Genomic DNA, 24,300 nt, shown 5'->3' on the forward strand with positions numbered 1-24,300 from the left:
TCAGCCCCGCTCCTGCTCGGGTCCCGGCTCAAGGGACTCGGGGTCCGACTTCGGGTCCGACTCGGGGCCCAGTTCGAGGGAGAGGAACCCGGTCCCGGCCTTCGCCCGCGCCACCCGTTCCCCGGCCGCCAGTGCCCAGGGCGCCGACGGATCGCTCGACGAGGCCCGCAGTGTGTCACCTTCGCGTACGACGGTGAAGGTCACGCCGTCCACGGGCACCGTGACCTGCGCGCCGCGATCGAGCCCGTACACGTGCAGGGTCACTCCGTCCGCGTGCGGATAGTCCGGCCGGTCGTCGACGGCTCCCACCGGGATCACCGCGCCCGGCCTGACGAGGAGCGGCACGCTGGAGAAGCCGTGCTTCTCGCGCACCCAGCGGGGCCCGGTCACCGGCCGGCCGGTCAGGAAGTGGGTCCAGGTGCCCTCGGGCACGTAGTACGACACCTCGCCGTCGTCGGAGAACACCGGCGCGACCAGCAGGTCCGGGCCGAGCATGTACTGCCGTTCCAGGTGTGCGCACCCGGGGTCGTCCGGGAACTCCAGGAGCATCGCGCGCATCATCGGCACGCCCTCGGTGTGCGCGGTGCGGGCGGCCTCGTACAGATACGGCATGAGGCGCAGCTTCAGCCGGGTGAACAGGCGCAGGACGTCCACTGCCTCCTCGTCGAAGAGCCAGGGGACCCGGTAGGAGGAACTGCCGTGCAGGCGGCTGTGGGAGGAGAGCAGGCCGAAGGCGAGCCACCGTTTGAACAGGGCCGGTGTCGGGGTGCCCTCGAAGCCGCCGATGTCGTGGCTCCAGTAGCCGAACCCGGAGAGGCCGAGCGACAGGCCGCCGCGCAGCGACTCGGCCATCGACTCGTAGGTCGCCTCGCAGTCGCCGCCCCAGTGCACGGGGAACTTCTGGCTGCCGGCGGTCGCCGAGCGCGCGAAGACGACGGCCTCCGCCTCGCCCCGGTGCTTGCGCAGCACGTCGAAGACGGTCCGGTTGTAGAGGTAGGTGTAGTAGTTGTGCATCCGCTCGGGGTCGCCGCCGTCCGCGTACGCCACGTCGAGCGGGACCCGCTCCCCGAAGTCGGTCTTGAAGCAGTCGACGCCCTGCGCGAGCAGCGCCTCCAGCTTCGACGCGTACCAGTCGCGGGCGGCGGGACTAGTGAAGTCGACCAGTGCCATGCCCGGTTGCCACAGGTCCCACTGCCAGACGCTGCCGTCCGGCCGCTTCAGCAGGTGCCCGAGTGCCTTGCCCTCCGCGAACAGCGGGGAGCGCTGCGCGATGTACGGGTTGATCCAGACGCTGATGTGCAGCCCGCGCTCCTTCAGCCGGGCCAGCATCCCCTCAGGGTCCGGGAAGACCCGGGGGTCCCACTCGAAGTCGCACCAGTTGAACTCCCGCATCCAGAAACAGTCGAAGTGGAAGACAGAGAGCGGGAGTTCACGCTCCTTCATGCCGTCGATGAAGGAGGTCACGGTCGTCTCGTCGTACGACGTGGTGAAGGACGTCGAAAGCCACAGCCCGAACGACCAGGCGGGCGGCAGCGCCGGACGCCCGGTGAGGGCCGTGTACTTGCGGAGGATGTCCTTCGGGCTCGGGCCGTAGATCACGTAGTACGTCAACTGCTGTGTCTCGGCGCTGAACTGCACCCGGGACACCGCCTCCGAGCCGACCTCGAACGACACCCGGCCGGGATGATCGACGAACACTCCGTAGCCCGCGTCCGTCAGATAGAACGGCACGTTCTTGTACGCCTGTTCCGTGGCCGTGCCCCCGTCGGCGTTCCACATGTCGACGACCTGGCCGTTCTTGACCAGCGGCCCGAAGCGCTCGCCGAGTCCGTAGACCTGGGTGCCCACACCGAGGTTGAGCTGCTCGCGCAGATAGTGGCCGCCCGTGCCCGCGTCCCGCATGATGCCCATGCCCTTGGCGCCGCTGGTGGTCAGGGTGCGGCCGTCCGCGAGGAAGTCGACGTGCCAGGGTCCGGTGCGGCTCACCCGCACGGACAGGGCTCCCGCGGTGAGGGTCGCGGACTCCTCGTCGTACTCGGCGTGAGCCGTGAAGTCCTCCTTCCCCAGCTCGAATCGGGGCCCGCGCGGCTCCTCGCCCTCGAAGTGCGTGAACGTGACGCCGATGACGTCCGGCATCGGCGCGTGTGCGCTGATCGTCACGACCGGTCCCTTCAGCAGGTCGCCGCGGTGGCGGATGGGCTGGGTCGGCGCGTGGATCGCCAACGCGCCCTGCCCGGCGGTCACATCGAGGACCTCGACCGGATGGGCGGCGCTCACGCCCTCGCGCAGCATCCAGTAGCCGTCGGTGAACTTCACACGCACACCCCTTAGTTGGCCGCGCTCAGGGCGGTCACTTGACCGCGCCCACGGCGATGCCGCGGGTGAGCGTCCGCTGGAAGACGAGGAAGAAGACGAGGGCGGGCAGGACCCCCAGGAGCGCGGCCGCGTTCGTCATCGTGGCGTCCATCAGGCGCTGGCCCTGGAGGACGCCGAGCGCCACCGACACGGTCTGGTTGTCGTTGGAGATCAGCATGACCAGGGGGAGCAGGAACTCGTTCCAGGTCCAGATGAAGAAGAAGACGAGGAGTACGCCGATGGTGGGGCGGCTGACCGGCACCACGATCCGCCACAGCACCTGCCACTTGTTCGCCCCGTCGATCCGGGCGGCCTCGATGATCTCGCGCGGGAACTGCCCGAGGACCGAGGCGAGGAGATACGTCCCGAAGGCGGCCTGGATCACGACGAAGACGATGATCACGCTCAGCCTGGTGTCGTACAGGCCCGCTTCCTTGCTCAGGTAGTAGACCGGGTAGACCAGCGCCTCCTGCGGCAGCATGTTCGCCAGCACGAAGAAAGCGAGCACCCAGGTGCGGCCCCTGATCCGGCCGATGCCGATCGCGTAGGCGTTGAGGACCGACAGGACGACGGCACCCAGGGCCACCGACCCGCTGATGAGCACCGAGTTGACCAGCTTCTGCCCGAAGTCGACGCGCTCCCAGAAGTCCTTCAGACCGTCGAGGTAGACGCCCTCGGGAAGGCTCAGCGGGCCGTTCGACGAGTACTCGGCGGGCGACTTCACCGCGTTGACGGCGACGATCAGGAAGGGCAGGACCATGAAGAGGGCCCCGATGAACAGGGCGACGAGCACGGGATAGCGGCGGGCGGCGGTCATACTCGGAGCCCTTCCTCGGCATCCTCGGCGCGGGTCTGGAGCTTCAGCCCCACGAGGGCGAGGACGAGGATGATCACGGTCAGGACGGTGGAGATCGCGGCCCCGTAACCGACCTGCGTCTTCTCGAAGAACGTGGTGAAGGAGAAGTAGGAGGGCACGTTCGTCGCCCCGCCGGGCCCGCCCTTCGTGAGGACGTACACCGCCCCGAACACCTTGAGCGCGGCGATCGTGCACCAGAGGAGCACGACGTAGATCTCGGGCCTGATCTGCGGCAGCGTGATGTGCCAGAACCGCCGCCACCAGCCCGCCCCGTCCAGCTCGGCGGCCTCGTACAGCTGCGGGTCCACGCGTTGCAGGCCCGCCATGAAGACGACGAGCGGGAAGCCGATCTGCACCCAGACCATCACGCCCATGACGGTGTAGAGGGCGAGGTCGGGGTCGCCGAGCCAGTCCTGCTGGAAGCCGCCGAGTCCGATGGCCTTCAGAAGCTCGTTCAGCGAGCCGTTGTCCGGCGCGAGGATCCAGCTCCACACGATGCCCGCGACAGCGATCGGCAGTACCTGCGGCAGATAGAAGCAGGCCCGCAGCACGGCGACCGTCCTGCTGCCGAAGTGCTTGCCGACGAAGTCGAAGAGGGCGGCGGCCAGGACGAGTCCGACGACGGTCGGCACGGCCGCCATCGCCACGACCATGAACAGGCTGTGCCGGAAGGACGCCCAGAACTCCGAGTCGTCCATCAGCTCCCGGTAGTTGGCGAGCCCGGTCCACTTCGGCGTACCCACGCCCTGCCATTCGGTGAAGCTCACGCCCGTGTTCATCAGGAACGGCACGACGATGATCGCGAAGAAGGCGAGCACTCCGGGCAGCAGGAACAGCGCGTACGAGTCGCGGGGGCGGCGCGGCTTCTTCGCGCGGTGATGCGCTTCGACGACATCACCGCCCCGACTGCCCGGGCCGCGCCGACTGCCCCGGCCGCCCCGTTCGACGGTGACCGTCATGGGGCCTGTACGCCCTTGTCGTACGCCGATTCCACCGCGTCCAGGTAGGCGTCCGGCTTCGCGCTCCCCGTGATCAGCTTCTGGGTCTCGGAGACGAGCACGTCGTAGAAGCCGGCGACCGGCCAGTCGGGGTAGAAGGCCAGACCGTCCCGCTCGGCGAGGGTGTTGAAGTTGGCGATCAGCGCCTTGGAGCGCGGGTCCGTGATGGCGGCGGGGTCGGCGGCCACCGGGACTCCGCCGTTGTTGCCGAGCAGGTTCTGGATCTTCTTCGACATGGTGATGTCGATGAAGTCGTACGCCAGGTCCTTGTTCCTGGCGCCCTTGGGGACCACCCAGAGGTTGCCGCCGGAGCCGAGGGTCATGTTCGACTCCGGCCACAGGAAGGTGCCCCAGTCGACCTTGCTCTCCGCGACGAAGCGGCCGTACCACCAGCTGCCGGAGAACAGGATCGGGCTCTTGCCCTGGATGAAGGAGACCCCGGCGTCCTCCGCCTTCGTGCCGGTGGACTTCTCGCTGATGTAGCCCTTCTTCACCCAGTCCGCGAAGGTCTCGGCGCCGTACGTCCAGGCGGCGTCGTGGAAGTCGGGCTCGCCCTTGTAGAGCTCGTACGAGTCCACCCAGGCGCGGTCGGCCTTCGACAGGGCCAGCTGGTAGAGGTACTGCTGGGCCACGTACTCGGCGCCCGCGTTGGCGAGCGGGGTGATGCCCTCGTCGACGAACCTGTCCATGGCGGAGGTCAGTTCGTCGAACGTCTTCGGCTCGGCGATCCCGTACTTCTTGAAGAGGTCCTTGTTGTAGAACACCATCGTGTACTCGGCGTAGTTGGGGATCCCGTACCACTTCCCGGAACCCATCACGCCCTTGGCGTCGTACTGGCTGGTGGTCCGCACGCCGGCGCTGAGCTTCTTGTCCCAGCCGCGCTTGGCCGCCTCCGCGGACAGGTCGGTCAGCAGCCCCTGTTGGGAGAGGTGCCCGGCCGTCGCGTTGCCCTTGTTGTACTCCATGAGGTCGGGCGCGTCATTGGAGTTGAGGACCATCGGGGCCGTCTTCTGGATCTGCTCGAAGCCCTTCTCCTCGAACTTCACCTCGACGCCCGGGTGGGTCTTCTCGAACTCCTTGATGGCCTCCTTCCAGGCCACACCCATCGCGCTGTTGGGCGCCTCGTAGTGCCACAGCTTCAACGTCTTCCCGTCGGAGGACTCGCCGCCCGAGTCGCCGCCGCAGGAGGCCAGCAGCAGGGTGGTGCTCACCACCGCCGCGGCCACGGCCGTTACACGCCTTCGTGCCGTCAACATCCAGTGCCTCCAGGGGAGTCGGATGGGTATCGGGACATCACGCAGCGTTCATCGAATCGTTTCGATGCGCGACGTCGAAGCGCTTCGACGGGGGAAGGTATGTGGGGGCTGTGAGTGCGTCAATGGGGTGCGCGCGAATTGGGGCGGGTGTTCGGCGGGTCGGACGGGCGACGGGCGGACGGGGTGTCCTCGTCGTCGGGCCCCGGCCCGGCCCCGGCCTGGGCTTGGGCTTGGGGCGAGGCCTGGGACTGGGACTGGGTCTGGGTGTGGCCCTGGGCCTAGGCGTGGGCCGGGGCCGGGCGGCCCGCCGTCGCCGTGACGGAGATCAGGAGGGCGGCCGCCGCCGCTGCGACGGGTACTCCGTAGCCGGCGGTCGCCGACACGTGCTCCACGGCCCATCCGCCGGCCGCCGCCCCGCAGGCGATCCCGCCCAGCAGTCCCGTCACCGCCAGGGTCATCCCCTCGTTCAGGCGGCCCTCGGGAGTGCGGTGCTGGACCAGGGTCATGCCCGTGACCATCGCGGGGGCGGTCGCCATCCCCGCCACGAGCAGCGCCCCGGCGAGCACGACGAGAGAACCCGTGAGGGAGGCGGCCAGCAGCGGCAGCCAGATCAGGAGGGCCATCGCGGCGAGGCTCCACGGGTGGCGCCGCTCGGCCGGGCCCGTCGGCTTCAGGGCCCCGTAGAGGAGCCCGGCAGCGCAAGATCCGGCCGCCTGGAGCCCGAGGACGATCCCGGCCGCCGCCCGGTGCCCCTGCGCGTCGGCGAACGCGATCGTCACCACCTCCATCGAGCCGAACACCGCACCGGTGGCGAGGAATCCGGCCAGCAGCGGCGGCATCCCGGGCGCCCGGACCGGCGACCGGGTGGCTGTGGCCGTACGGCCCCGGGCGGGCGGTTCCGTCGAGCGCTGGGCGGCGAAGGTGAGCACGCCGGTCAGCAGCAGGACGACCCCGACGAGGGTGCCGGCCTCCGGGAACAGCGCCCCGCACAGGAACGCGGCCAGTACCGGCCCGAGCATGAAACACAGCTCGTCCGCGGCCTGCTCGAAGGAGTTCGCGGTGTGGAGGCGTACCGGATCGCCCTTCAGGAGGTGCGCCCAGCGCGCCCGGGACATACCCCCGGTGTTGGGAGTGGTGGCCGTGGCGGCGTACGCGGCGAACAGGGTCCAGTCGGGCGCCCCGTACCGGACGCAGAGCACCAGCGCGAGCGAGCCGAGCGCGGCGACCGCCGTCGCGGGCACGGCGATCCGCGCCTGGCCGTGCCGGTCGACCAGCCGTGCAGTCCAGGGCGATACGACCGCCGTCGCCGCCAGCCCGGTCGCCGTGACGGCACCGGCGAGCGCGTACGAGCCCCGCGCCCCCGCGATCATGATCACCGCGCTCACGCTGAACATGCCCATCGGGAGCCGCGCGATCAGATTCCCGAGGGTGAAGGCCCGGGTGCCGGGGATGGTGAAGAGGCGGCGGTACGGATTGGGTTCGCGCCGAGGCCCTTCCGGGCGGGAGGCCCGCCGCCGCGGTCCGAAATCGGCCACCACCAGGCTGTCGGCGGTGACGGCGGGGACGGTCGTACGTGCGTCGGGGCGGGGGCGGAGGCGGGGTCGGGGGTACGGCCGAGGGGGCTGCTGCAGGGGTGGTCGGGGTGGTCGCGGCATGGATCAACGTTCGCCCGGGCCGTCGGCGGGGGTCCAACACTTACTCCGTACCGATTGACGCACCCGCGATGTAGGTTCGCCGGATGCCCGCCCACCTCGACCCCCGCCTGCTGCGTGCCTTCCTCGCCGTCGCCGAGGACCTGCACTTCACCCGCGCGGCCGCCCGGCTGTACGTCGCCCAGCAGGCCCTCAGCCGTGACATCCGGCGGCTGGAGCGGGAGTTGGGCGCCACCCTCTTCGTACGCACCACCCGGCAGGTGACGCTCACCCTCGACGGCGAGCGGCTGCTGCCCTACGCGCGGCGGGCGCTGGAGGCACAGGACGAGCTGCTCTCCGCCTTCGGGCGGCCGGACGCCGAGCGGCCCCTGCTCGTGGACGTGAACAGCCCCGGCCTGGCCTCCGGACGCGTGCTGGCCCTGGCCCGTGAACTCGCCCCCGACTGTGAGCTGATGACCCGCTTCGAGAGTGGCCTCACCGGCGCCGCCGCCGAACTCCTCGCGGGACGGCTCGACGCGTCCTTCGGGCGGTTCGCGGGCCTGGACCCGGCGGTCCGCGCCCGCCTGGAACAGCAGCCCGTGCGGTACGAGCCCATGGCCGTCGTGCTGCCGGAGGACCACCGGTTGGCCGGATTGGATGCCATACCACTCGACGCGCTGGCGGGCGAACAGGTGTACGCCGGAGCCGGGAATCCCCGGACGCTGGAGTGGACCGACCTCGCCCGTCAGCTTTTCGAGGGACGCGGGATCGAGGTCGCGGCGCCGGCACCGCTCGCCGTCGGTACCGAGGAGTTCCAAAGGATCATGGCCAAGAAACGAAACCCCGTTCTGGCCGTGATGGATTTTCCGGCCATGCCCAAATCCGTCCTCCGGCCCCTGGTCGACCCCGTGCCGCTGTCACCGGTGTCGCTGGTGTGGCGGAAGGGACTGATGCATCGTGGAGTGGAGGCGTTGCGCACTGCGGCGGCGCGGCTTGCGGGGGCGGAAGGGTGGCTGGAGCGTCCATCGGAGGGTTGGATTCCGGCCACAGATGCACTCATCATGATGAGCCGGGCCTGACACAGAACCCTCACTGTTGCTTACGTGCGCTACATTCATGGGCCGGGTGCAGTGTGATAAAGGGGGCGCTCGGGCCGGATGGGGGTCCGGTCCGGACGACGAGTACGAGTGCCCGGGTCGTACATGCACCCCTGTGAACCAGTCCCGTGGGGGGATGTGCGTGCGCGTGGAAAGTTGGCGGGAAGACGCCCAACCGGGTCGGAGCGATTCCGATCATCCGGGTGAGGGTGGAGCCGATCAGTCGGCCCGTCGTAAGGACGCTCTGTCGTTCCGTGGTGAGGCCGGTCAGGCGGCCCCTCGGGAGACCGATCAGTCGTTTCGCGGCGACTCCGACGGCGATGAGGATGAGTTCGGCGGCAGAGCCTCCGGCCGTGGGGACTTCGACCGTGGTGATTCCGGCCGGCGGGATTCCGACCGGCGTGACACCGACCGACGTGACACCGACGTGCGATTCCGCCGTGCCGCGGCGCCGTCGGTGCCGCGACAGAGAGACGACGAGCCGATCGACTACGAGCCGAACGACGACGGGCGGAACAACGACGTGCTGAGCGACGACCGGCGCGGTGACGATCTGCGCGGTGACGGCCCGCGCGGTGACGACCTGCGCGGTGACGACCTGCGCGGTGACGGCCCGTGGAGCGACGGCGAAGACCGGAAGTACGGGGACCGCGGCGAGCGCGGCGAGTTCGGGCAGGGCGGGGAGTTCGACCAGGGTGGGGAACAGAGAGACAGTGATCCGGGCGTGAGCCGGCCGGAGCACGGCCGGTCCGGTGGGGCCCTCGGTCCTGTCGTGTCCACCGGCTCCGCCGGAGCCACCGGCGCCGTCTGGGACGACGGCGACTCCGAGGCCGCCCAGGACTCCTGGCAGGAGTCCGAGCACCCCGAGCACACCCATGACCCGCACGAGGTCACGGTCCAGCTCGACGGTGTGGGACGGCAGTTGGAGGACTGGCTCGTCCAGCAGGCCAAGGGTGCCCCCAGCACCAAGGAGGCCTCGGACGGACCGGTCTTCGTCGACGAGACGGGCCGCCGCAGCCGCAGGTACCGCAGGATCGGCATGGCCGTCGGCATGGCCTGCGCGGTCTACGCGGTGGTCATCCTCGCCACGCTCCTGTCGGGCAACTCCAGCGCGCCCTGGCTCCCGGAACTGGGCCAGGAGCAGGACGACAAGCCGGCCGGAAAGGTCGAGATCCCGCCGCTGCCCGCCGACTCCGCGGACCCGTCCGGCTCGGTGGTCCCCTCGCCCGGCGTGACGCCGTCGGCGGGTGGCACGGTGAGCAACGCACCGGGCGCCGGCACCTCGACGGGCCCGTCGGCCAGCCCCACGGGCACCGGGAAGAGCGCCGACCCGAAGCCGTCGGCGACCAACACGAAGCCCACCACGCCGAAGCCGACGAACACCGCGCCGTCGAACACACCCCCGGTCTCGCCCGACCCCGAGCCGAGCGTCAGCGTCAGCAGTGACCCCTCGGATCCGCCGGCCGACACCGACACGGTCGCCGGTGACCCGCTCACGCCCGGGCCGGTCGTGTCGCCGGACCCGAGCGCCGCCCCAACCGCACAGTCCCCGGAGAACACCCTCTGATGGCACCCCGCACCAGCCGCCGCGGTGCAGAGCGGGGCGCCGTCCGGCGTCGACGCCTGCCCATGCGTTATCTACTGCCCTCGCTCATCCTCGTCGCCCTGATGGCGATGCTGATGCTGCGCGGCTTCGTCCACAGCGAGATCCTCGCCGACCACCGCGTCCAGTCGCCGGCCGCGTCCGACCGGGTCCCCAAGGAGATCCTGGAGGGCGGCCCGGTGATCGACACCCGGAACGGCCGCGAGGACAGTGTGCACATCCCGGACCGCAAGCTGGTCCTGACCTTCGACGACGGCCCGGATCCCGAGTGGACGCCCAAGGTGCTCGACGTGCTCAGGAGGCACGACGCGCACGCCGTCTTCTTCATCACCGGCACCATGGCCTCGCGCTACCCGGACCTCGTCCAGCGCATGGTCGACGAGGGCCACGAGATCGGTCTGCACACCTTCAACCACCCCGACCTCTCGCTCCAGTCCAAGAGCCGGATCGACTGGGAGCTGTCCCAGAACCAGCTCGCGCTGGCGGGCGCGGCCGGCATCCGGACCTCTCTCTTCCGGCCGCCGTACTCGTCGTTCGCGGGCCAGATGGACAACAAGTCCTGGCCGGTGACCGAGTACATCGGCAGCCGCGGCTACATCACGATCGTCAACAACACCGACAGCGAGGACTGGCGCAGGCCGGGCGTCGAGAAGATCATCAGCAACGCCACTCCCAAGGGCGGCAAGGGCGCCATCGTGCTGATGCACGACTCCGGCGGCGACCGCTCGCAGACCGTGGGCGCGCTCGACCGGTTCATCACCGGACTCCAGGACGACGGCTACCGCTTCGACACGCTCACCGCAGCCCTGAAGGTGCCCAGCGCGCACACCCAGGTCACCGGACTCGACCTGTGGAAGGGCAAGGCGTGGGTCGTGGCGGTCCAGGCCTCCGAGAACACGACCTCCGTGCTGGTCGTCGGCCTCGCCGTCATCGGTGCCCTCGTCCTCGCCCGTTTCGGGCTGATGCTGCTGCTCTCCGTCCTGCACGCGCGCAAGGTCCGCCGCCGCGGCTTCAGCTGGGGGCGGCCGATCACCGAACCGGTCTCCGTCCTGGTGCCCGCCTACAACGAGGCGAAGTGCATCGAGCAGACGGTCCACTCGCTCGTGGCGAGCGATCACCCCATCGAGGTGATCGTCATCGACGACGGGTCGAGCGACGGCACCGCGCGCATCGTCGAGAACCTGCGCCTGCCGAACGTACGCGTCGTGCGCCAGCTCAACGCGGGCAAGCCCGCCGCCCTCAACAGGGGCGTGGCGAACGCCCGTTACGACCTCATCGTGATGATGGACGGCGACACCGTCTTCGAACCGGCCACCGTCCGCGAGCTGGTCCAGCCCTTCGGCGACCCGAGCGTCGGCGCCGTCGCGGGCAACGCGAAGGTCGGCAACCGCGACTCGCTGATCGGCGCCTGGCAGCACATCGAGTACGTGATGGGCTTCAACCTCGACCGCCGGATGTACGACATGCTCAACTGCATGCCGACCATCCCGGGCGCGGTCGGTGCCTTCCGTCGCTCCGCGCTCAAGCGCGTCGGCGGCATGAGCGACGACACGCTCGCCGAGGACACCGACATCACCATCGCGATGCACCGCGATGGCTGGCGGGTCGTGTACGCGGAGAACGCCCGCGCGTGGACCGAGGCCCCCGAGTCCGTCCAGCAGTTGTGGTCCCAGCGCTACCGCTGGTCGTACGGCACGATGCAGGCGATCTGGAAGCACCGCAGGGCGGTCATCGAACGGGGCCCGTCGGGCCGCTTCGGCCGGGTCGGCATGCCCCTGGTGTCCCTCTTCATGATCCTGGCCCCGCTCCTGGCCCCGCTGATCGACGTGTTCCTCCTCTACGGACTCGTCTTCGGCCCCACCGAGCAGACGATCCTCGCCTGGTTCGGCGTCCTTGCGGTCCAGGCGATCTGCGCGGCGTACGCGTTCCGCCTCGACAAGGAACGCATGACCCACCTCCTCTCCCTCCCACTCCAACAGATCCTGTACCGCCAGCTCATGTACGTCGTGCTGCTCCAGTCCTGGATCACCGCCCTCACCGGCGGCCGGCTGCGCTGGCAGAAGCTCCGGCGCACGGGCGCGGTCGGGCTTCCCGGCGCCGCGGGCCCGGGCGGCGGCGCCGCGCAGCAACCGGAGATGGACCGGAGGCCGGTCGGATGAGCACGCCGCCCCCCGGGACTCCGTGGCCGGGGCCACCCGGCACTCCCGGCACTCCCGGGACTCCGTGGCCGGGCACGGACGCAGGAGCAGGGACAGGTACCGGAGTCGGTACGGGTACAGGCACAGGTACCGGAATCGGTACCGGCACAGGCACATGGGCCGGACAGGACACCTCGATGCAGGACTCGTACGACGGGACACTCCCCGGCCCCGCCACGGCACCGGGTTACCCGGACGGAAGCCCGACGGCGACGAGGCCGGGACCGGGTTCGGGTGCGGGTGCGGTGCCGGGCTGGGGTTCGGAACCGGGCGCGACTTCGGCCGCCGCGTCGGACTCGGGGTCGGACTTGAGGTCGGGCTCGGGGTCGGACTCGGGGTCGGGCCCGGGGGCGAACTCCGCTTCGGACGCTGCTCCGGACTCCGTCAAGCGTTCCGGCCCCGTCCGGGACCGCTACTTCGACCTGCTCCGCGCGCTCGCCCTCTTCCGAGTGGTCCTCTACCACCTCACGGGCTGGGCCTGGCTGCCGCTGGTGTTCCCGTCCATGGGCGTGATGTTCGCGCTGGCCGGCAACCTGATGGCCCGCTCGCTGAAGCGCCCGGCCCCGCAGGTGATCCGCAGCCGCATCCGTCGCCTCATCCCCCCGATCTGGCTGCTCGGCGCGATCGGTGTCACCGGCATGGTCCTCCAGGGCTGGGGCCCGGACGAGGACGGCCACCCGGGCTGGTGGCTGCTCCACCTCACCTTCTGGATCCTCCCGATCAGCGATCCGCCGTACGCCGAGGGGCTGCCCGGAATCCACGGCTTCATCGGCGACGACTGGGCCGCGGAACTCGCGGGCCCACTCTGGTACGTCCGCGCGTACCTCTGGTACGTACTGCTGTCGCCGTTCCTGCTCCGCGCCCTGCGCGCGCTGCCGCTGGCGACGATCGCGGCGCCGATCGCCCTGTCGGCGGCGTTCCAGCTCGAGTGGCTGTCGCTCCCCGGCGAGCGGATCCCGTCCGCGCTCACGGACTTCAGCACGTTCGGAGCCTGCTGGATCCTCGGCATGGCGCACCAGGAGGGAATCCTCCAGCGCCTCCCGCGCTACGTGGTCCCCTCCGTCGCCCCGGCCATCGCCCTGCTGGGCCTCTGGTACGCCACGAACCACAACTTCACCGAGGGGCACGACCTGGACAGCATCCCGCTGGCCCAGGCCCTCTGGTCCTGCGGCACCGTGATGCTCCTGCTGCACTTCAGCCCGTCCTGGTCCGAATGGCCACGCAGGCTGCGCCGCTGGGACAAGCCGATCACCCTGCTCAACTCCCGTGCCGTGACGATCTACCTCTGGCACAACACCTGCATCCTCATCGCCGCGACGCAGTGGGACCGCCTGTGGAACTTCGACGTGCTGTGGCAGAACGTGCCCTGGCTCCTGGAAAGCCCCTGGCCCGTCCTCGCCCTCACCTGGGTCCTCATCGGAGCCTGCGTCTTCTCCTTCGGCTGGGCGGAGGACCTGGCGGCCAAACGCCGACCACAGCTGTGGCCGACGGGCTCGAAGAAGAAGCCGGTCGCCGGCTCGCGGGGACATAGGGCTGGGGCGCGGTAGAAGACGCGGCAGAAGGCACGGGACTTCGACGTCGAGGTGTCTGCCGCTTCCGGTTGTTTGCGCGGGCCAAGTCGGGGACTTGGCCCGCCACTTGGCGTAGTCGTCTCGCTGCTCATTCGGTCGCTCTTTGCGCCGAAATACGAACTTTGACGCCCAGTTCGTGACGCGGTTGATGCAATTCGCTCTGGTGTCGTCTGTTACCCCCTCGGTAGCGTGGCTGGGCTCATGTCCCCCTCGCCCCACCGGGAGCCGTCCGTGAACCGCCGCCCCACACTGCTCGCAGCGATCGCGCTGACCGCCGCCGCGGCCCTGTCGCTGTCCGCCTGCGGCAGTGACGACAGTTCCAAGGACAAGGACAACGACAAGATCGCGGGCGCCGACACAGGCACGGAGAAGTCGGCTTCGCCGAGTGCGAGTGCGCCAGCTGTAGCCGGCCGCCCGAAGATTGAGTTGCCGTCGGACATCACGCTCACTTTCACGCCGGAACAGGCCAGTGACGCTGTTCAGACCGCGGTCCTGAAGGACAACGCGGAGTTCATCCGTGCACTCAACGCCGCGATCGTCGCCCAGAACCCACGACTGCCCGCCCTGGAGTACTACACGGAGGGCGAAGGTGCGGTGGCGGCCCAGGACTGGGTGGGGGCATTCAAGGACGCAGGTTGGACGGTCACCGGAACCGTGCGCTACTTCGACCGACAGGTCACGGTCAACTCCAAGAACAGCGCTTCGCTCAGCTACTGCGGTGACGAGAGCAAGGGCTTCAGCAAGGTGATCAAGACCAAGGAGCTCAAGGGAACCAAAGTCACCAAGGACAGTTACACCGCCTACGGGGTGCAACTCCAGAAGAACAAGCAGGGAGTCTGGGAACTCGTGAAGATCTCGTCCACCCAGGGGGCTGACAGGTGCCAACCGTGACCCGACTTCTTCGTCTTGCCGCGATCGCGATGGTGGCCGGATCAGCCTGTTTGGCCACCGTTCCCTCCGCTGTTGCCACCCAGAATCCTCCCGGTAAAGGCGGAATCGGTGGTGGCTCCGGAAAAGAGACAGGCCCATCGGGGAAAGTCAACGGCGACACCATCTCCTCCGCCGCCGGCGGCATCGTCTACGACCGTTCCAAGAACGGCAGCGGTGGTTCCGTCGGGGCCGTGCGCCCCGCCACGAACTGGACCCCGCCCGCCTGCTGGTACGCCCCGAAGTACACCCCCGCCCAGCTCCAGGCTCAGATGGAGCCGATTTGGGAAGCCGGATCGACCGGCAGTGGGTGGGACAGCGAGCAGCGCAACCGATACGTCAACGGCGACCCGTACAAGGACTTCAACAAGGACAAGACCGGCAAGGGCTACTTCTGGGACTCGTTCGTCGACGAGAGCTATCCGCCGGGCTGGGACAAGTGCGAGGAGCCGCCTTTCTGGGTGGACCAGGGAGATCCTCCGCCGGCCGACATCGAGAACGCCGTCACTCCGGAAATACTCGCCCAACTCGCGTACGCCGAGATCCGGGTCCCCGGCACCGAGGTGACCCTGGCCCCCGAAGGCACGACCAAGGTGAACCTGCCAACCTGGGCCTGGCTGGACGGTGCCGACTTCAAGCCGGTCTCGGTCACCGCGTCCGTACCCGCGATCGGCATCCAGGCGACCACGACCGCCGAACCGGTCTCGCTCAAGATCGAGCCGGGCACCGCGGACGCGGAGACCTACCCCGCTTCCGGCGAGTGCCAGATCAACAACGGCCGTATCGGCGAGGCCTACGCCAAGGGCAAGTCCGACGAGACCCCACCGTGCGGCGTGAGATACCTCCGCTCCTCGGGCGACGACTCGTACAAGCTCCAGGCCACGGTGACCTGGAAGATCCACTGGACGGGCACGGGTGTAAATGGCGAACAAGCCCTGCCGGACGGTGAGTTCGGCGCCGACCAAGACGTCATCGTCCAGGAGGTTCAGGCTGTCAACCGCTGAGCCAGTGCCCTGCGGAATCGTCGGCTGTGTGACGAGGGTGAAGCCGATGCCCAAGTCTGTGGTGAATGACCCTTGGAAACTCGGCTTATTGGTCTGCGAGCTATACGCCGTCGAGAGCAGAGCCCTGATGCCGAGTTCTTCCGAAAGCTCGGGAACGTCGACCACTCCGGCCTTTACGTGCCAGCTGGCGATGGATTCAGGGTTCCTCTCGCATTGGCCCGCAGGCGATTCCGTACAGTAGCGTTCCGATGGCCAAGACGTGCTTGTACCAGTCCATGAGAGCGTCCAGGAACTGCACCTGCCGTTCCGGCGCAACGACGGGGTAGGACTGCTGAACGAACTCCGTGCATCCCTTTGGCGGGCGGGGCCGTGAGAGGATCGGACCCGGAAGCGCCTCGTCTATCGTTGCGTACTGGAAGCTGGAAGAACCTTCATCGTTGCAGGTCGCGAGGTACTTCCGCGTTCTACCCTCCCAGCCACCCACGATCACCGACCGGTGGATCGGGGTCGGCCGCATCGCGTGGGCATCCCGGTCACGCCTGGCCGACAAGGGGCTGCTACTCCTGGGGAGCGGTGACTGTACCGGTGGGTCGAGCCCAACGGGAGCATGCTGACCACGTAAGTGCAAATGGAGGGGCCGATGGGGGAGCATGACCGCCTGGTAGTCGACTACACACTTCTGGAGTCTTCGAAGACAAATCTGAGGGATATCAGAAGAGCCCTCAAAGGCATCGACAAACACCGCGCCGACATCAATGGCATATGGGGCCATGACAGCATCGCCGGCAAGATGGACGAGTTCGTCAGTAACTGGGACAACTATCGGCGTGAACTCCTTGACAACGTCGAGGACTTGGGCAAGCAAGCAGAGGCCGCGCTCAAAAGCTTCGAGAAACTGGACCTCGACCTCAAGAACGTGAGCGAGAAGAAGCACGGGCAAAAAGGGGGAAATTGACCGATGGGTGCAGGTAAGGGCAGGTCTCGACCGGTCGACTGGCATCCGCTGGCGGAGAAGGACCCGATCCCCGGCGATCCGGAGGACATCCGCCATGAGGTTCGCAGGATGAAGGACCTTGCCTCGACCCTCCGCGACCAGGCTCGCATCCTGCGCAAGGCTGCCGACGGCGATGCGCTGCAGGGGAAGTACGCCGACAAGATTCGCGAGAAGTCCGGCGATCTCGAAAAGCGCTTCCGCGAGACGGCGGGCCGCTACGAACGCGTGGTCGGCGACCTCGGCAACTGGGCCAACGACCTGGAGGGCTTCCAGGAACGGGCCGACGGCGTCCTCCGAGCCGCGAAACAGGCCGACGAGGAGCGCGCTGCCGAGATGAAGAAGGAAGCTGAGGCGAAGAAGGGCGGCAAAGATGGCGACAAAGAGTCGTCGGAGGAGCCCGACCCCATCAGTCACTTGGCGCCGTACCACAAGCAGCTCGACCAGGTCATCTCCGACCGCGACTCCCGCGCCCAGCACTACGCAGGGAACATCGGCGATGACATCTCGGATGTCATCAAGGACAGCAGGTGGGAGAACTTCAAGGACTGGGTGCATGAGAACGCGGATACGATCAAAACCATCGTTGAAGTCCTGAGTTGGGCAGCGACCATTATCGGGGTTATCGCCCTGCTCTTCACGCCGGTCGGATGGCTGGCGACCCTCATCATGGTGACCACCCTCAGTCTCACTGCGCTCGTCGGCGTCGGGCACACGATGCTGGCCCTCTCCGGTGACGGGAACTGGGCGGATGTCGCCATGGACGTCGTCGCGCTGGCGACGCTGGGGTTCGGCAGCATCGCGATGAAGGGCGTGAAGGCCGCAGCGACAAGCCTCAAGTCCGCCAGTAGAGCGGGACGGTTCCAGCGGTACGCGAATCTGCGCAAGCTGCTCGACAAGAACATCATGCGATACGGCACGGACTCGGCCCGCGGCGCGCAAGCGGTGCGCGCGAAGGATGCGCTGCGCCAGATCGGGGCAAGGGAAACACGGCCTGGCGCTACCCGACTAGAACGGCTGCTGGGCGGTGACGGGGAGGTCGTCAGCGCATCCAAGTTCGCCAACGCGATGCGGGCCGAGTTCGGCGGGAACGCTGGCGTGCGGGCGACAGCCGACGCAATGGACAAGGCCGTAAGCAATTTTCGCTTGAACTACCTGGCAGCCACCTCCGTAGACCTCGGAGACAAGGCCGGGGAAAAACTTGGCGGGGACGCGTATGGAGATGCCAAGGATGTTCTGACGCGTGAAGTCGGGAGTCGCTGGTGAAATACTCCGCGTAAGGTGCGATCGGCAGTAATCAGAAATAGTGAAATTCGAAGCCAATTTTTCTGGAGTGGGAGATAGTGGCAACAATCCCGGCGAAAAGTCCGGAAGAGTCTCGGGCCATGAAATTCCTTGCCGCATTCACTTTGGTGCCGATCCTCTGTTTCGCCTTCCAGGATCTCGGAAGTGAATATGGAGGGATGGACTGGCTCACCGATGGCTACGCAGCTTGGCCGATGATGATTGGGCCTGTTCTGATGCTGCTCCTGTTCATCAAGAACCGAGAGCTGATCCGTGACCCTCGGAAGGGTGCCAGCTTTTCCCAGACGATTAAGATCGTTGCCTTCATGTTCCTGATTCCGAACGTATTCCTGGCGCTCGGCTACAGCTGGCTGGCCGTGATTTCGGTGCTCTCCACCCTGACAATCCTGGTGGCCGACTGGCAGCTCAAGAAGCAGGCCCGCGCGTGAGCATGTCCGATCTGGAGCAACAGCCACCCCCCGTCGAGGCGACCGCTCCCCGCGGCTACGAGCTCGTCCTGCCGCCCGGCTGGGTCCGTATCCCCCTGCGAGAGGGCACGAACGAAGCACTTGAGAGCATCCTCTTCTCGCACATGGGACAAGTCCCGGAGGGAATCCCCCGGGACGACGCGATGCGCTTCCGGTTGGACATGCGTCGCCAGTTGGAGAAGCAGGCCCGTGCGGCCAGGAGAAACGGCGGCCTTGACCTCTACCTTCCGGTGCTCCCCCGCGGGGGAATCTTCCTCATGGCCTCTTTCATCGTTGCCGAGATGCCGATCGGCCAAGAGCGTGCGATTCCTCCGCAGGCAGTGATTGATCAACTGGCCAATGAGGATGTCCGCGGCGGAACGGCGACAAAGACTGACGTGGCAGGGGCACCCGCACTCCGCCGCGCCTACCGCTCCACTCCTGACGAGGAGAAGCTGAGTTCCGCCCCTGAAGCCGTACGGCAGGCCGCCCTGCCGACGCGGCGGGTCGAGTATGTGCTCCCCGTGGTAGACGATCCTGGTCGCTGGATCAGCATCAACTTCTCCACACCCGGTGACGGCGATCTCGACAGCGAATTCACCGGTGTGCTGGTCGAGTTGTTCGACGCGGTAGTCGGCACGTTCAGATGGAGTTATGAGTGAGCTGGCTCAACGTCAAGTATGCCATGCACCTGTCACCTTGGATCCGCATCCCGCTCATGTGGCCGGAACCGGGTCTTGAGGACGTCGAGGAGGCGCAAACGCCTGAGGCGTGGGCCCGCTACTTCGCTGAGGGTCTGTGGGAGGATTTCGCGTCGGAGAAGCCAAAATCAGACGAAGTCGACCTGCTGACCGACATCCTGTTGATGTACGCCATCAGGGCACCCGCTGCCTTTCCGGACTTCGAGGTCTTCCTCCATCTCCCGCACCCTCGAGAGATCCCGCTTCCTGCCTATGTCGACCTGGTGGAGGTCGAGGAGGGCGAAGACCGGGAAACGGCACTGCGTGAGCTGACCCACGCCGATACGAGCTACGCCGTCGAGCCCCCCATCGTCGAGGATTTCGACTCCCCGCATCTTGGAACCGGCTTGCGGGTGCTGCGCTACTACCAGGACGAGGAGAGCAACGAGGTGCACGTCGGCCTCCGTTACGCCTGGCGCTACGAGAAGGGCACGGAAGCCGCGGATGTCCTGGTCATCCTGGCCGATCCCGACGCCGGCCGGATCCTCCGGGCTCTCGACGATGTCGACGAATTCGCCCGCACCATCCGGATCAGTCCGGATCAGGAAGCGGATACCTGGAAGTCCTCATGATCCTGCTTGTTGATGCACAGTGAAGGGCGATGGCCTGCGCGCAGTGTCCTGCGACTGTGAGCGCGGATCCGCCAGATTGTGGCGGGCGCCGTCAGTGCAGGGTCGAGGGCCCCCGAATGCCCCAGAGCTGCCCATTGATCAGGCGCCGCGCATGGGTGGGCTTTGCTTCAGCGTGCGTATCAGTACGCTCAGGTGGTGACGTGTGGTCGAGAGGATGATCCCTGGGTCGTCGCTCTCACAGAGGTGAACGGCTCCCGTGGGGGTGGCAGCGACGTAGACGCAGTTCGAGCCGTCGCCGCTGTACGTGGACTTCTGCCAGCCGATGGCATGCACAGTTGGTCCCTCTCACGTGTCCTGGATGATGTGGTGGATGAAGTCGCGCGACTTGGCGGGGCTGAGGGCGCACGACTCCATGCGGTCCAGCACGGAACGGTACTTACTCAACTGTGCCTCCGCGTCGAGAAATTCACAGGCACCGTGGTGTGAGTCCAACTGGATGGTGTCGAGCTGCGGGACAGGGCCGTCGACGTAGTCGAACGACTGGCCCGTGGTCGGGAAGTGGTCCGTGCCGAAGGGGACCACCCTGACGGTGGCATGAGCCAGCTCGCTCATGTCGTTCAGGTGCTTGAGCTGGTCGCGTGCCACGACGGGACCACCAAAGCCCATACGAAGTGCCGACTCGTGAATGATCGCCGCGTACGAGGGTGGGTTCTCCTGGTGCAGGACGCCCTGCCGCTTGATGCGGAACGTGAGGCGGTGCTCGATCTCGTACTGCCGCATGGGCGGCGCCACTTGCCGGAAAAGCGCTCGTGCGTGGTCCGTCGTCTGGAGCAGGGCCGGAATGTGGATGATCAGTGCTGCACGCAACCTGGCCGCGTGGTGCTCAAGTTCAGCCAGGTCGATCAGTGCGGCGGGTAGGTGCTCGCGGTATTCCTCCCACCACCCGCGAGTCCGACGCCCTGTCATTGAGGCCAGAGCATCGATGAGCCGATCGTTCGAGCAGTCGTACACGTTGGCCATGAAGCGGACTCGGTCGGCGCTGATGGGCGTGCGGCCGGTCTCGATCATGCTGACGCGCGCCTGGTTGACGCCGAGCAGTTCGGCGGCGCCTGTGGCGGTGAGCCCGGCTCGTTCACGGAGCTTGCGGAGCTCGGCGCCGAATCTCCGCTGCCGCAACGTCGGATTGCTGGTGGGCGGCAAAGCGTCTCCTTCCCTGGCCGCGACGCGGCATTACTCTCCCTCACACGAGTGAAGTTCTGATGCTTCACATCTGAAAAGTTAGATCCATCTAACCATCTGCTCTACGGTGGCTACATACCGCCCAACTGCCCGCGCTTACAAGCCGGAAGCGCACCCACTCAGGCATTGCCACCGCGAGGCGCTGCAGTTGAGCGAGTCCAAGTCCCCTTCCCTTCCATCCGGAGGCATTCATGGTCACCGTAGCCCCGCCCGATACCTGGACGTACGCCCTTCGCCTGCCGCATGACCCCCGTGCTGCACGCGTCGCACGTATGACCGTGAGGGCCGCGCTGGACGGGCATGGCATGGCCGAAGTCCTCGACGCGGTCGAGTTGTTGACGTCCGAGTTGGTCACCAATGCGTACCGGCACACGAGAGGGCCCGCCTCTTTGCGGCTGACCGCGGTGGGGGACGGGCGGTTGCGGGTGGGAGTGTGGGACAGCAGTCCGCACATTTCCGGCGCCCTTCGACGAGCCTCCCGGCGAACGGGTCCCGCCCGCCCCGGCGGGCACGGAAGGAGGGCGCGGGCTGTTCCTCGTGCAGCAGTGCGCGAGTTCGTGGGGCGGCTGGCCGCTCGGTGGGGATCTGCTCGGGCGCGGCGCCGGAAAGCTGCTGTGGTTCGAGGTCGGAGGGCAGGGATGTCGCAGTTGGTAGCCGTGCGAGGGCTGCTCATCTGCTCGGCGCAATGAACTTGGAGGACAACGGGAGCCTGGCCACCGGCCCTGTCCTGTGTGTCTTCCGTGGAGTCCCGTGGTGTGGTCGTGGAGGGCCGGAGCTCCGCCCCAGGCCCCCAGCCGCCGTGGATAGGCTGCCTCGAATGATGATCACCCGCCGGCAACGGAGTAGACAGCCATGAGTAATCGCCAAGTGCAGAAGATGTTCCAGCTCATGGCGAGTGGTGAAGCCGTCGAGGTCACCAGCCCCATGGCGTCCGTGAAGAAGTTGGCGCGGCTTGCCTTTGTTGCGCAGCAGTTCGGGTATGAGTACGCGGATGTGCGGCAAGGGGGCGGGCACAACAGTGCGCTGAGGATGCTCATCGTGCCCGATCCGAGTCCCCACGCCCGGCAGCGGGCCGCTCAGAACTGGGCCCAGTTTCCGCAGGCCGCCAGTGGTGGGCCCCTGCCGCCCTTCGTGCCCGACGCCCTGGAGCTGCTCAAGGCGCGGATCAACTTCGACCTGACCGGCAAGAGCGCCGAGAAGCGGATGCTCTACGCGGCCCTCGGCGGCACCGTCGGATGTGTGGTCCTGGCGCTCCGGACCGGTGGTGACGGCGTCGCCTTCGCCGGGTCCGGGATCGTGTGGGCGCTGCTCCTCGGGGCCCTCGGCATCGGGTTCGCCGTCACACGCAAGCGCAACGCGAAGTTCGCAGCGCGGTTGCGGGCCGCCGGGTTCACACCGGTGACGGACGAGACCGGGCGGGTTCGCTACCTGCCGCAGGGCGCACAGGTCCCCGGGCAAGCGAACCCCCCGCCCGGATACGCGAACCCCTTCGGCGGAGCCGGAACGCCCGGCGCGGGAACTCCGTATGCACCTCAGCCCGCTGCCGCAGGCCCGTACGCACGCCAGCCCGGCCCCGCGGGTCCATACGCACCTCAGTCTGGCCCCGCAGTTCCCTACGCACCCCCACCCACCGCGGCTCCCTACGCTCCGGGCCCGTACACCACCCCTCAAGCTCCCGGTCCGTACGCCCCACCCCAAGCCCCCGCCCCGTACCCTGGCCAGCAGGTCCTGGGCCCGTGCGGTGGTACCCAAGCCGCTCCCTATGTGCCCCCCGACACGCCCCCCTGGCACCCCCCTCACCAGTAGAAACCCCCCACCCCCCGAAAAAACCCTCACCGCGCCCCCCGCCCCGGGGTGAGAGCAACGTTCCCGGGCGGTCACCCGTTGCCACAGGCCGGAAACGAGTCGTCCCTACCTTCGGGTGGACCAGCCGGAGAAATTGTGGAGGCGTGAGATGACAGCCCCGAGCAGCAGCATCGCACCGCGCAAGGGGGGCCGCTGGATCGAGCAGTGGGACCCGGAGGACGAGACGTTCTGGAAGGAGACGGGGGAGAAGGTCGCCCGGCGCAACCTGTTCTTCTCGGTTCTTTCCGAGCACATCGGGTTCTCGATCTGGACCCTGTGGTCCGTGATGGTGCTCTTCATGGGGCCCGAGTACGGGCTCACCCCGGCCGACAAGTTCTTCATCATCTCCATGGCCACGCTGGTCGGCGCCATCGTGCGGGTGCCGTACACCTTCGCGGTCGCGCGCTTCGGTGGCCGGAACTGGACCATCATCGCGGCGAGCATGCTGCTCGTCCCGACGATCGCGGCGTTCATCGTGATGGAGCCGGGGACGTCCTTCGGGACCTTCCTCGTGTGCGCCATGCTCGCCGGTGTGGGAGGCGGCAACTTCGCCTCCTCGATGACCAACATCAACTCCTTCTTCCCGCTGCGGAAGAAGGGGTGGGCTCTTGGGCTGAATGCCGGGGGCGGCAACATCGGCGTGCCCGTCGTGCAACTCGTCGCGCTCGCCGTCATCGGGGCCAGCGGCGGTCCGCGGGTGCTGCTCGGGATCTACATTCCGCTGATCGTCGTCGCCGCCGTTCTCGGCGCGATGTACATGGACAACATCACGTCCGTGAAGAACGACACCGGTGCCGCCAAGGAGGCCGTGAAGGACCCGCACACCTGGATCATGTCCTTCCTCTACATCGGGACGTTCGGGTCGTTCATCGGGTACAGCTTCGCCTTCGGGCTCGTGCTTCAGACGCAGTTCGGGCGTACGCCGCTGGAGTCGGCCTACGTCACCTTCATCGGGCCGCTGCTCGGCTCGCTGATCCGGCCCGTGGGCGGCTGGCTCGCCGACAAGTACGGCGGCGCGAAGATCACCCTGTGGAACTTCGTCGCCATGGGCGCGGCGACCGCCGTGATCGTGGTCGCCTCCATGGAGAAGTCCCTGCCCCTGTTCACCACGGCGTTCATCGTGCTGTTCGTGCTGACCGGGCTCGGCAACGGCTCCACGTTCAAGATGATCCCCGGCATCTTCCAGGCCAAGGCCGTCGCCATGGGGCTGGAAGGGGAGGAAGCCGCGTCCTACGGGCGGCGGCTGTCCGGTGCCTCGATGGGGCTCATCGGGGCCGTGGGCGCGGTCGGCGGTCTCGGCATCAACCTCGCCTTCCGGCAGTCGTTCCTGAGCGTGGGATCCGGCACCGGGGCCTTCGTCGCCTTCCTCGCCTTCTACGCGGTCTGCTTCGGGGTCACCTGGGCCGTATACCTTCGCCGCCCGGCGGCCGCCGAGTCCCCGGCGGTGACCGCTTCCGAGGCGAAGCCGCAGCTCAGCTACGCGGAAGTGTGACGTAACACGGATGACATCAAGCGGAACCGAGCCTGTCACGCATGATTGACAGGCTCGGTCATCCGCCATGATGCGGGCAAATAGGGCGTGCAGCCGACGCCCCGGAGCAGGAGGCACCGGCCCTGGGACCGGGAGCCCCACCACGGAGGCTCCACGCGGTACGCCCCAACCCAG

20 protein-coding genes and 1 pseudogene are annotated in these 24,300 nt (G+C 67.8%); 14 read left to right on the plus strand and 7 right to left on the minus strand.

Annotated elements, in window-relative coordinates; all coding sequences use genetic code 11:
- The 5 genes from yicI to ACZ5VQ_RS28000 form a co-directional block, all read right to left on the minus strand.
- Complete coding sequence (gene yicI / locus ACZ5VQ_RS27980) at positions 1–2,316, minus strand: alpha-xylosidase (RefSeq protein ID WP_469107296.1); 2,316 nt, start codon at positions 2,314–2,316, stop codon at positions 1–3.
- A gap of 34 nt (positions 2,317–2,350) precedes the next feature.
- Positions 2,351–3,172, minus strand: coding sequence for a carbohydrate ABC transporter permease (locus ACZ5VQ_RS27985; protein ID WP_360774352.1), 822 nt, complete (start codon positions 3,170–3,172; stop codon positions 2,351–2,353).
- Positions 3,169–4,170 (minus strand): carbohydrate ABC transporter permease, encoded by a 1,002-nt coding sequence (locus tag ACZ5VQ_RS27990; protein WP_469107297.1) that lies wholly within the window; start codon positions 4,168–4,170, stop codon positions 3,169–3,171. The genes ACZ5VQ_RS27985 and ACZ5VQ_RS27990 overlap by 4 nt, the downstream gene beginning before the upstream one ends.
- A complete protein-coding gene (locus ACZ5VQ_RS27995; RefSeq protein ID WP_469107298.1) occupies positions 4,167–5,465 on the minus strand; it encodes an ABC transporter substrate-binding protein in 1,299 nt (432 codons plus the stop codon). Before ACZ5VQ_RS27995 ends, ACZ5VQ_RS27990 begins: the two co-directional genes overlap by 4 nt.
- 278 nt (positions 5,466–5,743) lie before the next feature.
- Positions 5,744–7,120: an MFS transporter gene (locus ACZ5VQ_RS28000; protein ID WP_469107299.1), complete on the minus strand. Its 1,377-nt coding sequence runs from the start codon at positions 7,118–7,120 to the stop codon at positions 5,744–5,746.
- Between the two features lie 83 nt (positions 7,121–7,203).
- Between ACZ5VQ_RS28000 and ACZ5VQ_RS28005 the strand changes: the two genes are divergently transcribed.
- From ACZ5VQ_RS28005 to ACZ5VQ_RS28055, 11 genes are all read left to right on the plus strand, one after another.
- A complete protein-coding gene (locus tag ACZ5VQ_RS28005) occupies positions 7,204–8,175 on the plus strand; it encodes a LysR family transcriptional regulator (protein ID WP_469107300.1) in 972 nt (323 codons plus the stop codon).
- A 475-nt stretch (positions 8,176–8,650) separates the two neighbouring features.
- Positions 8,651–9,760, plus strand: a complete 1,110-nt coding sequence (locus ACZ5VQ_RS28010; protein ID WP_469107301.1) for a hypothetical protein — start codon at positions 8,651–8,653, stop codon at positions 9,758–9,760.
- Complete coding sequence (locus tag ACZ5VQ_RS28015; protein WP_469107302.1) at positions 9,760–11,955, plus strand: glycosyltransferase; 2,196 nt, start codon at positions 9,760–9,762, stop codon at positions 11,953–11,955. Before ACZ5VQ_RS28010 ends, ACZ5VQ_RS28015 begins: the two co-directional genes overlap by 1 nt.
- Before the next feature lie 176 nt (positions 11,956–12,131).
- A complete protein-coding gene (locus tag ACZ5VQ_RS28020) occupies positions 12,132–13,541 on the plus strand; it encodes an acyltransferase family protein (protein WP_469107303.1) in 1,410 nt (469 codons plus the stop codon).
- Between the two features lie 255 nt (positions 13,542–13,796).
- Positions 13,797–14,456 carry a hypothetical protein gene (locus ACZ5VQ_RS28025; RefSeq protein ID WP_469107304.1) on the plus strand — a complete coding sequence of 220 codons (660 nt, stop codon included), beginning with the start codon at positions 13,797–13,799 and terminating at the stop codon, positions 14,454–14,456.
- Positions 14,444–15,496: a hypothetical protein gene (locus ACZ5VQ_RS28030; protein WP_469107305.1), complete on the plus strand. Its 1,053-nt coding sequence runs from the start codon at positions 14,444–14,446 to the stop codon at positions 15,494–15,496. Before ACZ5VQ_RS28025 ends, ACZ5VQ_RS28030 begins: the two co-directional genes overlap by 13 nt.
- A gap of 640 nt (positions 15,497–16,136) precedes the next feature.
- The gene (locus ACZ5VQ_RS28035; RefSeq protein ID WP_469107306.1) at positions 16,137–16,451 is read left to right on the plus strand and encodes a hypothetical protein; all 315 of its coding nucleotides are present in this window, start codon (positions 16,137–16,139) and stop codon (positions 16,449–16,451) included.
- A gap of 3 nt (positions 16,452–16,454) precedes the next feature.
- On the plus strand, positions 16,455–17,753 hold the full coding sequence (locus ACZ5VQ_RS28040; protein WP_469107307.1) for a putative T7SS-secreted protein: 1,299 nt from the start codon (positions 16,455–16,457) through the stop codon (positions 17,751–17,753).
- Positions 17,754–17,872: 119 nt separating this feature from the next.
- Positions 17,873–18,220: a hypothetical protein gene (locus ACZ5VQ_RS28045; protein ID WP_469107308.1), complete on the plus strand. Its 348-nt coding sequence runs from the start codon at positions 17,873–17,875 to the stop codon at positions 18,218–18,220.
- A gap of 2 nt (positions 18,221–18,222) precedes the next feature.
- On the plus strand, positions 18,223–18,900 hold the full coding sequence (locus tag ACZ5VQ_RS28050) for a hypothetical protein (RefSeq protein ID WP_469107309.1): 678 nt from the start codon (positions 18,223–18,225) through the stop codon (positions 18,898–18,900).
- Positions 18,897–19,550, plus strand: a complete 654-nt coding sequence (locus ACZ5VQ_RS28055) for a hypothetical protein (RefSeq protein WP_469107310.1) — start codon at positions 18,897–18,899, stop codon at positions 19,548–19,550. Before ACZ5VQ_RS28050 ends, ACZ5VQ_RS28055 begins: the two co-directional genes overlap by 4 nt.
- A 138-nt stretch (positions 19,551–19,688) precedes the next feature.
- On the opposite strand, the gene ACZ5VQ_RS28060 is transcribed toward ACZ5VQ_RS28055, so the two are convergent.
- Entirely contained in the window at positions 19,689–19,883 is a 195-nt protein-coding gene (locus tag ACZ5VQ_RS28060; protein WP_469107311.1) for a DUF397 domain-containing protein, read from the minus strand.
- Positions 19,884–19,895: 12 nt separating this feature from the next.
- Positions 19,896–20,750: a helix-turn-helix domain-containing protein gene (locus ACZ5VQ_RS28065; protein ID WP_469107312.1), complete on the minus strand. Its 855-nt coding sequence runs from the start codon at positions 20,748–20,750 to the stop codon at positions 19,896–19,898.
- Positions 20,751–20,980: 230 nt separating this feature from the next.
- Between ACZ5VQ_RS28065 and ACZ5VQ_RS28070 the strand changes: the two are divergent.
- The 3 genes and pseudogenes from ACZ5VQ_RS28070 (at position 20,981) to ACZ5VQ_RS28080 (ending at position 24,126) form a co-directional block, all read left to right on the plus strand.
- Positions 20,981–21,443: pseudogene (locus ACZ5VQ_RS28070) on the plus strand (ATP-binding protein).
- A 198-nt stretch (positions 21,444–21,641) separates the two neighbouring features.
- Entirely contained in the window at positions 21,642–22,595 is a 954-nt protein-coding gene (locus ACZ5VQ_RS28075) for a hypothetical protein (RefSeq protein ID WP_469107313.1), read from the plus strand.
- Between the two features lie 148 nt (positions 22,596–22,743).
- Complete coding sequence (locus tag ACZ5VQ_RS28080; protein ID WP_469107314.1) at positions 22,744–24,126, plus strand: nitrate/nitrite transporter; 1,383 nt, start codon at positions 22,744–22,746, stop codon at positions 24,124–24,126.
- Positions 24,127–24,300 lie beyond the last annotated feature (174 nt).

Source organism: Streptomyces sp. NPDC033178 (assembly GCF_055577685.1).

Bases quoted from the DNA above. Each gene is read 5' to 3' on its own strand.
- ACZ5VQ_RS27985 (WP_360774352.1), bottom strand. From the start codon at position 3,172: ATGACCGCCGCCCGCCGCTATCCCGTGCTCGTCGCCCTGTTCATCGGG.
- ACZ5VQ_RS27990 (WP_469107297.1), bottom strand. From the start codon at position 4,170: ATGACGGTCACCGTCGAACGGGGCGGCCGGGGCAGTCGGCGCGGCCCG.
- ACZ5VQ_RS27995 (WP_469107298.1), bottom strand. From the start codon at position 5,465: ATGTTGACGGCACGAAGGCGTGTAACGGCCGTGGCCGCGGCGGTGGTG.
- ACZ5VQ_RS28000 (WP_469107299.1), bottom strand. From the start codon at position 7,120: ATGCCGCGACCACCCCGACCACCCCTGCAGCAGCCCCCTCGGCCGTAC.
- ACZ5VQ_RS28005 (WP_469107300.1), top strand. From the start codon at position 7,204: ATGCCCGCCCACCTCGACCCCCGCCTGCTGCGTGCCTTCCTCGCCGTC.
- ACZ5VQ_RS28015 (WP_469107302.1), top strand. From the start codon at position 9,760: ATGGCACCCCGCACCAGCCGCCGCGGTGCAGAGCGGGGCGCCGTCCGG.
- ACZ5VQ_RS28020 (WP_469107303.1), top strand. From the start codon at position 12,132: ATGCAGGACTCGTACGACGGGACACTCCCCGGCCCCGCCACGGCACCG.
- ACZ5VQ_RS28035 (WP_469107306.1), top strand. From the start codon at position 16,137: ATGGGGGAGCATGACCGCCTGGTAGTCGACTACACACTTCTGGAGTCT.
- ACZ5VQ_RS28040 (WP_469107307.1), top strand. From the start codon at position 16,455: ATGGGTGCAGGTAAGGGCAGGTCTCGACCGGTCGACTGGCATCCGCTG.
- ACZ5VQ_RS28045 (WP_469107308.1), top strand. From the start codon at position 17,873: ATGAAATTCCTTGCCGCATTCACTTTGGTGCCGATCCTCTGTTTCGCC.
- ACZ5VQ_RS28050 (WP_469107309.1), top strand. From the start codon at position 18,223: ATGTCCGATCTGGAGCAACAGCCACCCCCCGTCGAGGCGACCGCTCCC.
- ACZ5VQ_RS28075 (WP_469107313.1), top strand. From the start codon at position 21,642: ATGAGTAATCGCCAAGTGCAGAAGATGTTCCAGCTCATGGCGAGTGGT.
- ACZ5VQ_RS28080 (WP_469107314.1), top strand. From the start codon at position 22,744: ATGACAGCCCCGAGCAGCAGCATCGCACCGCGCAAGGGGGGCCGCTGG.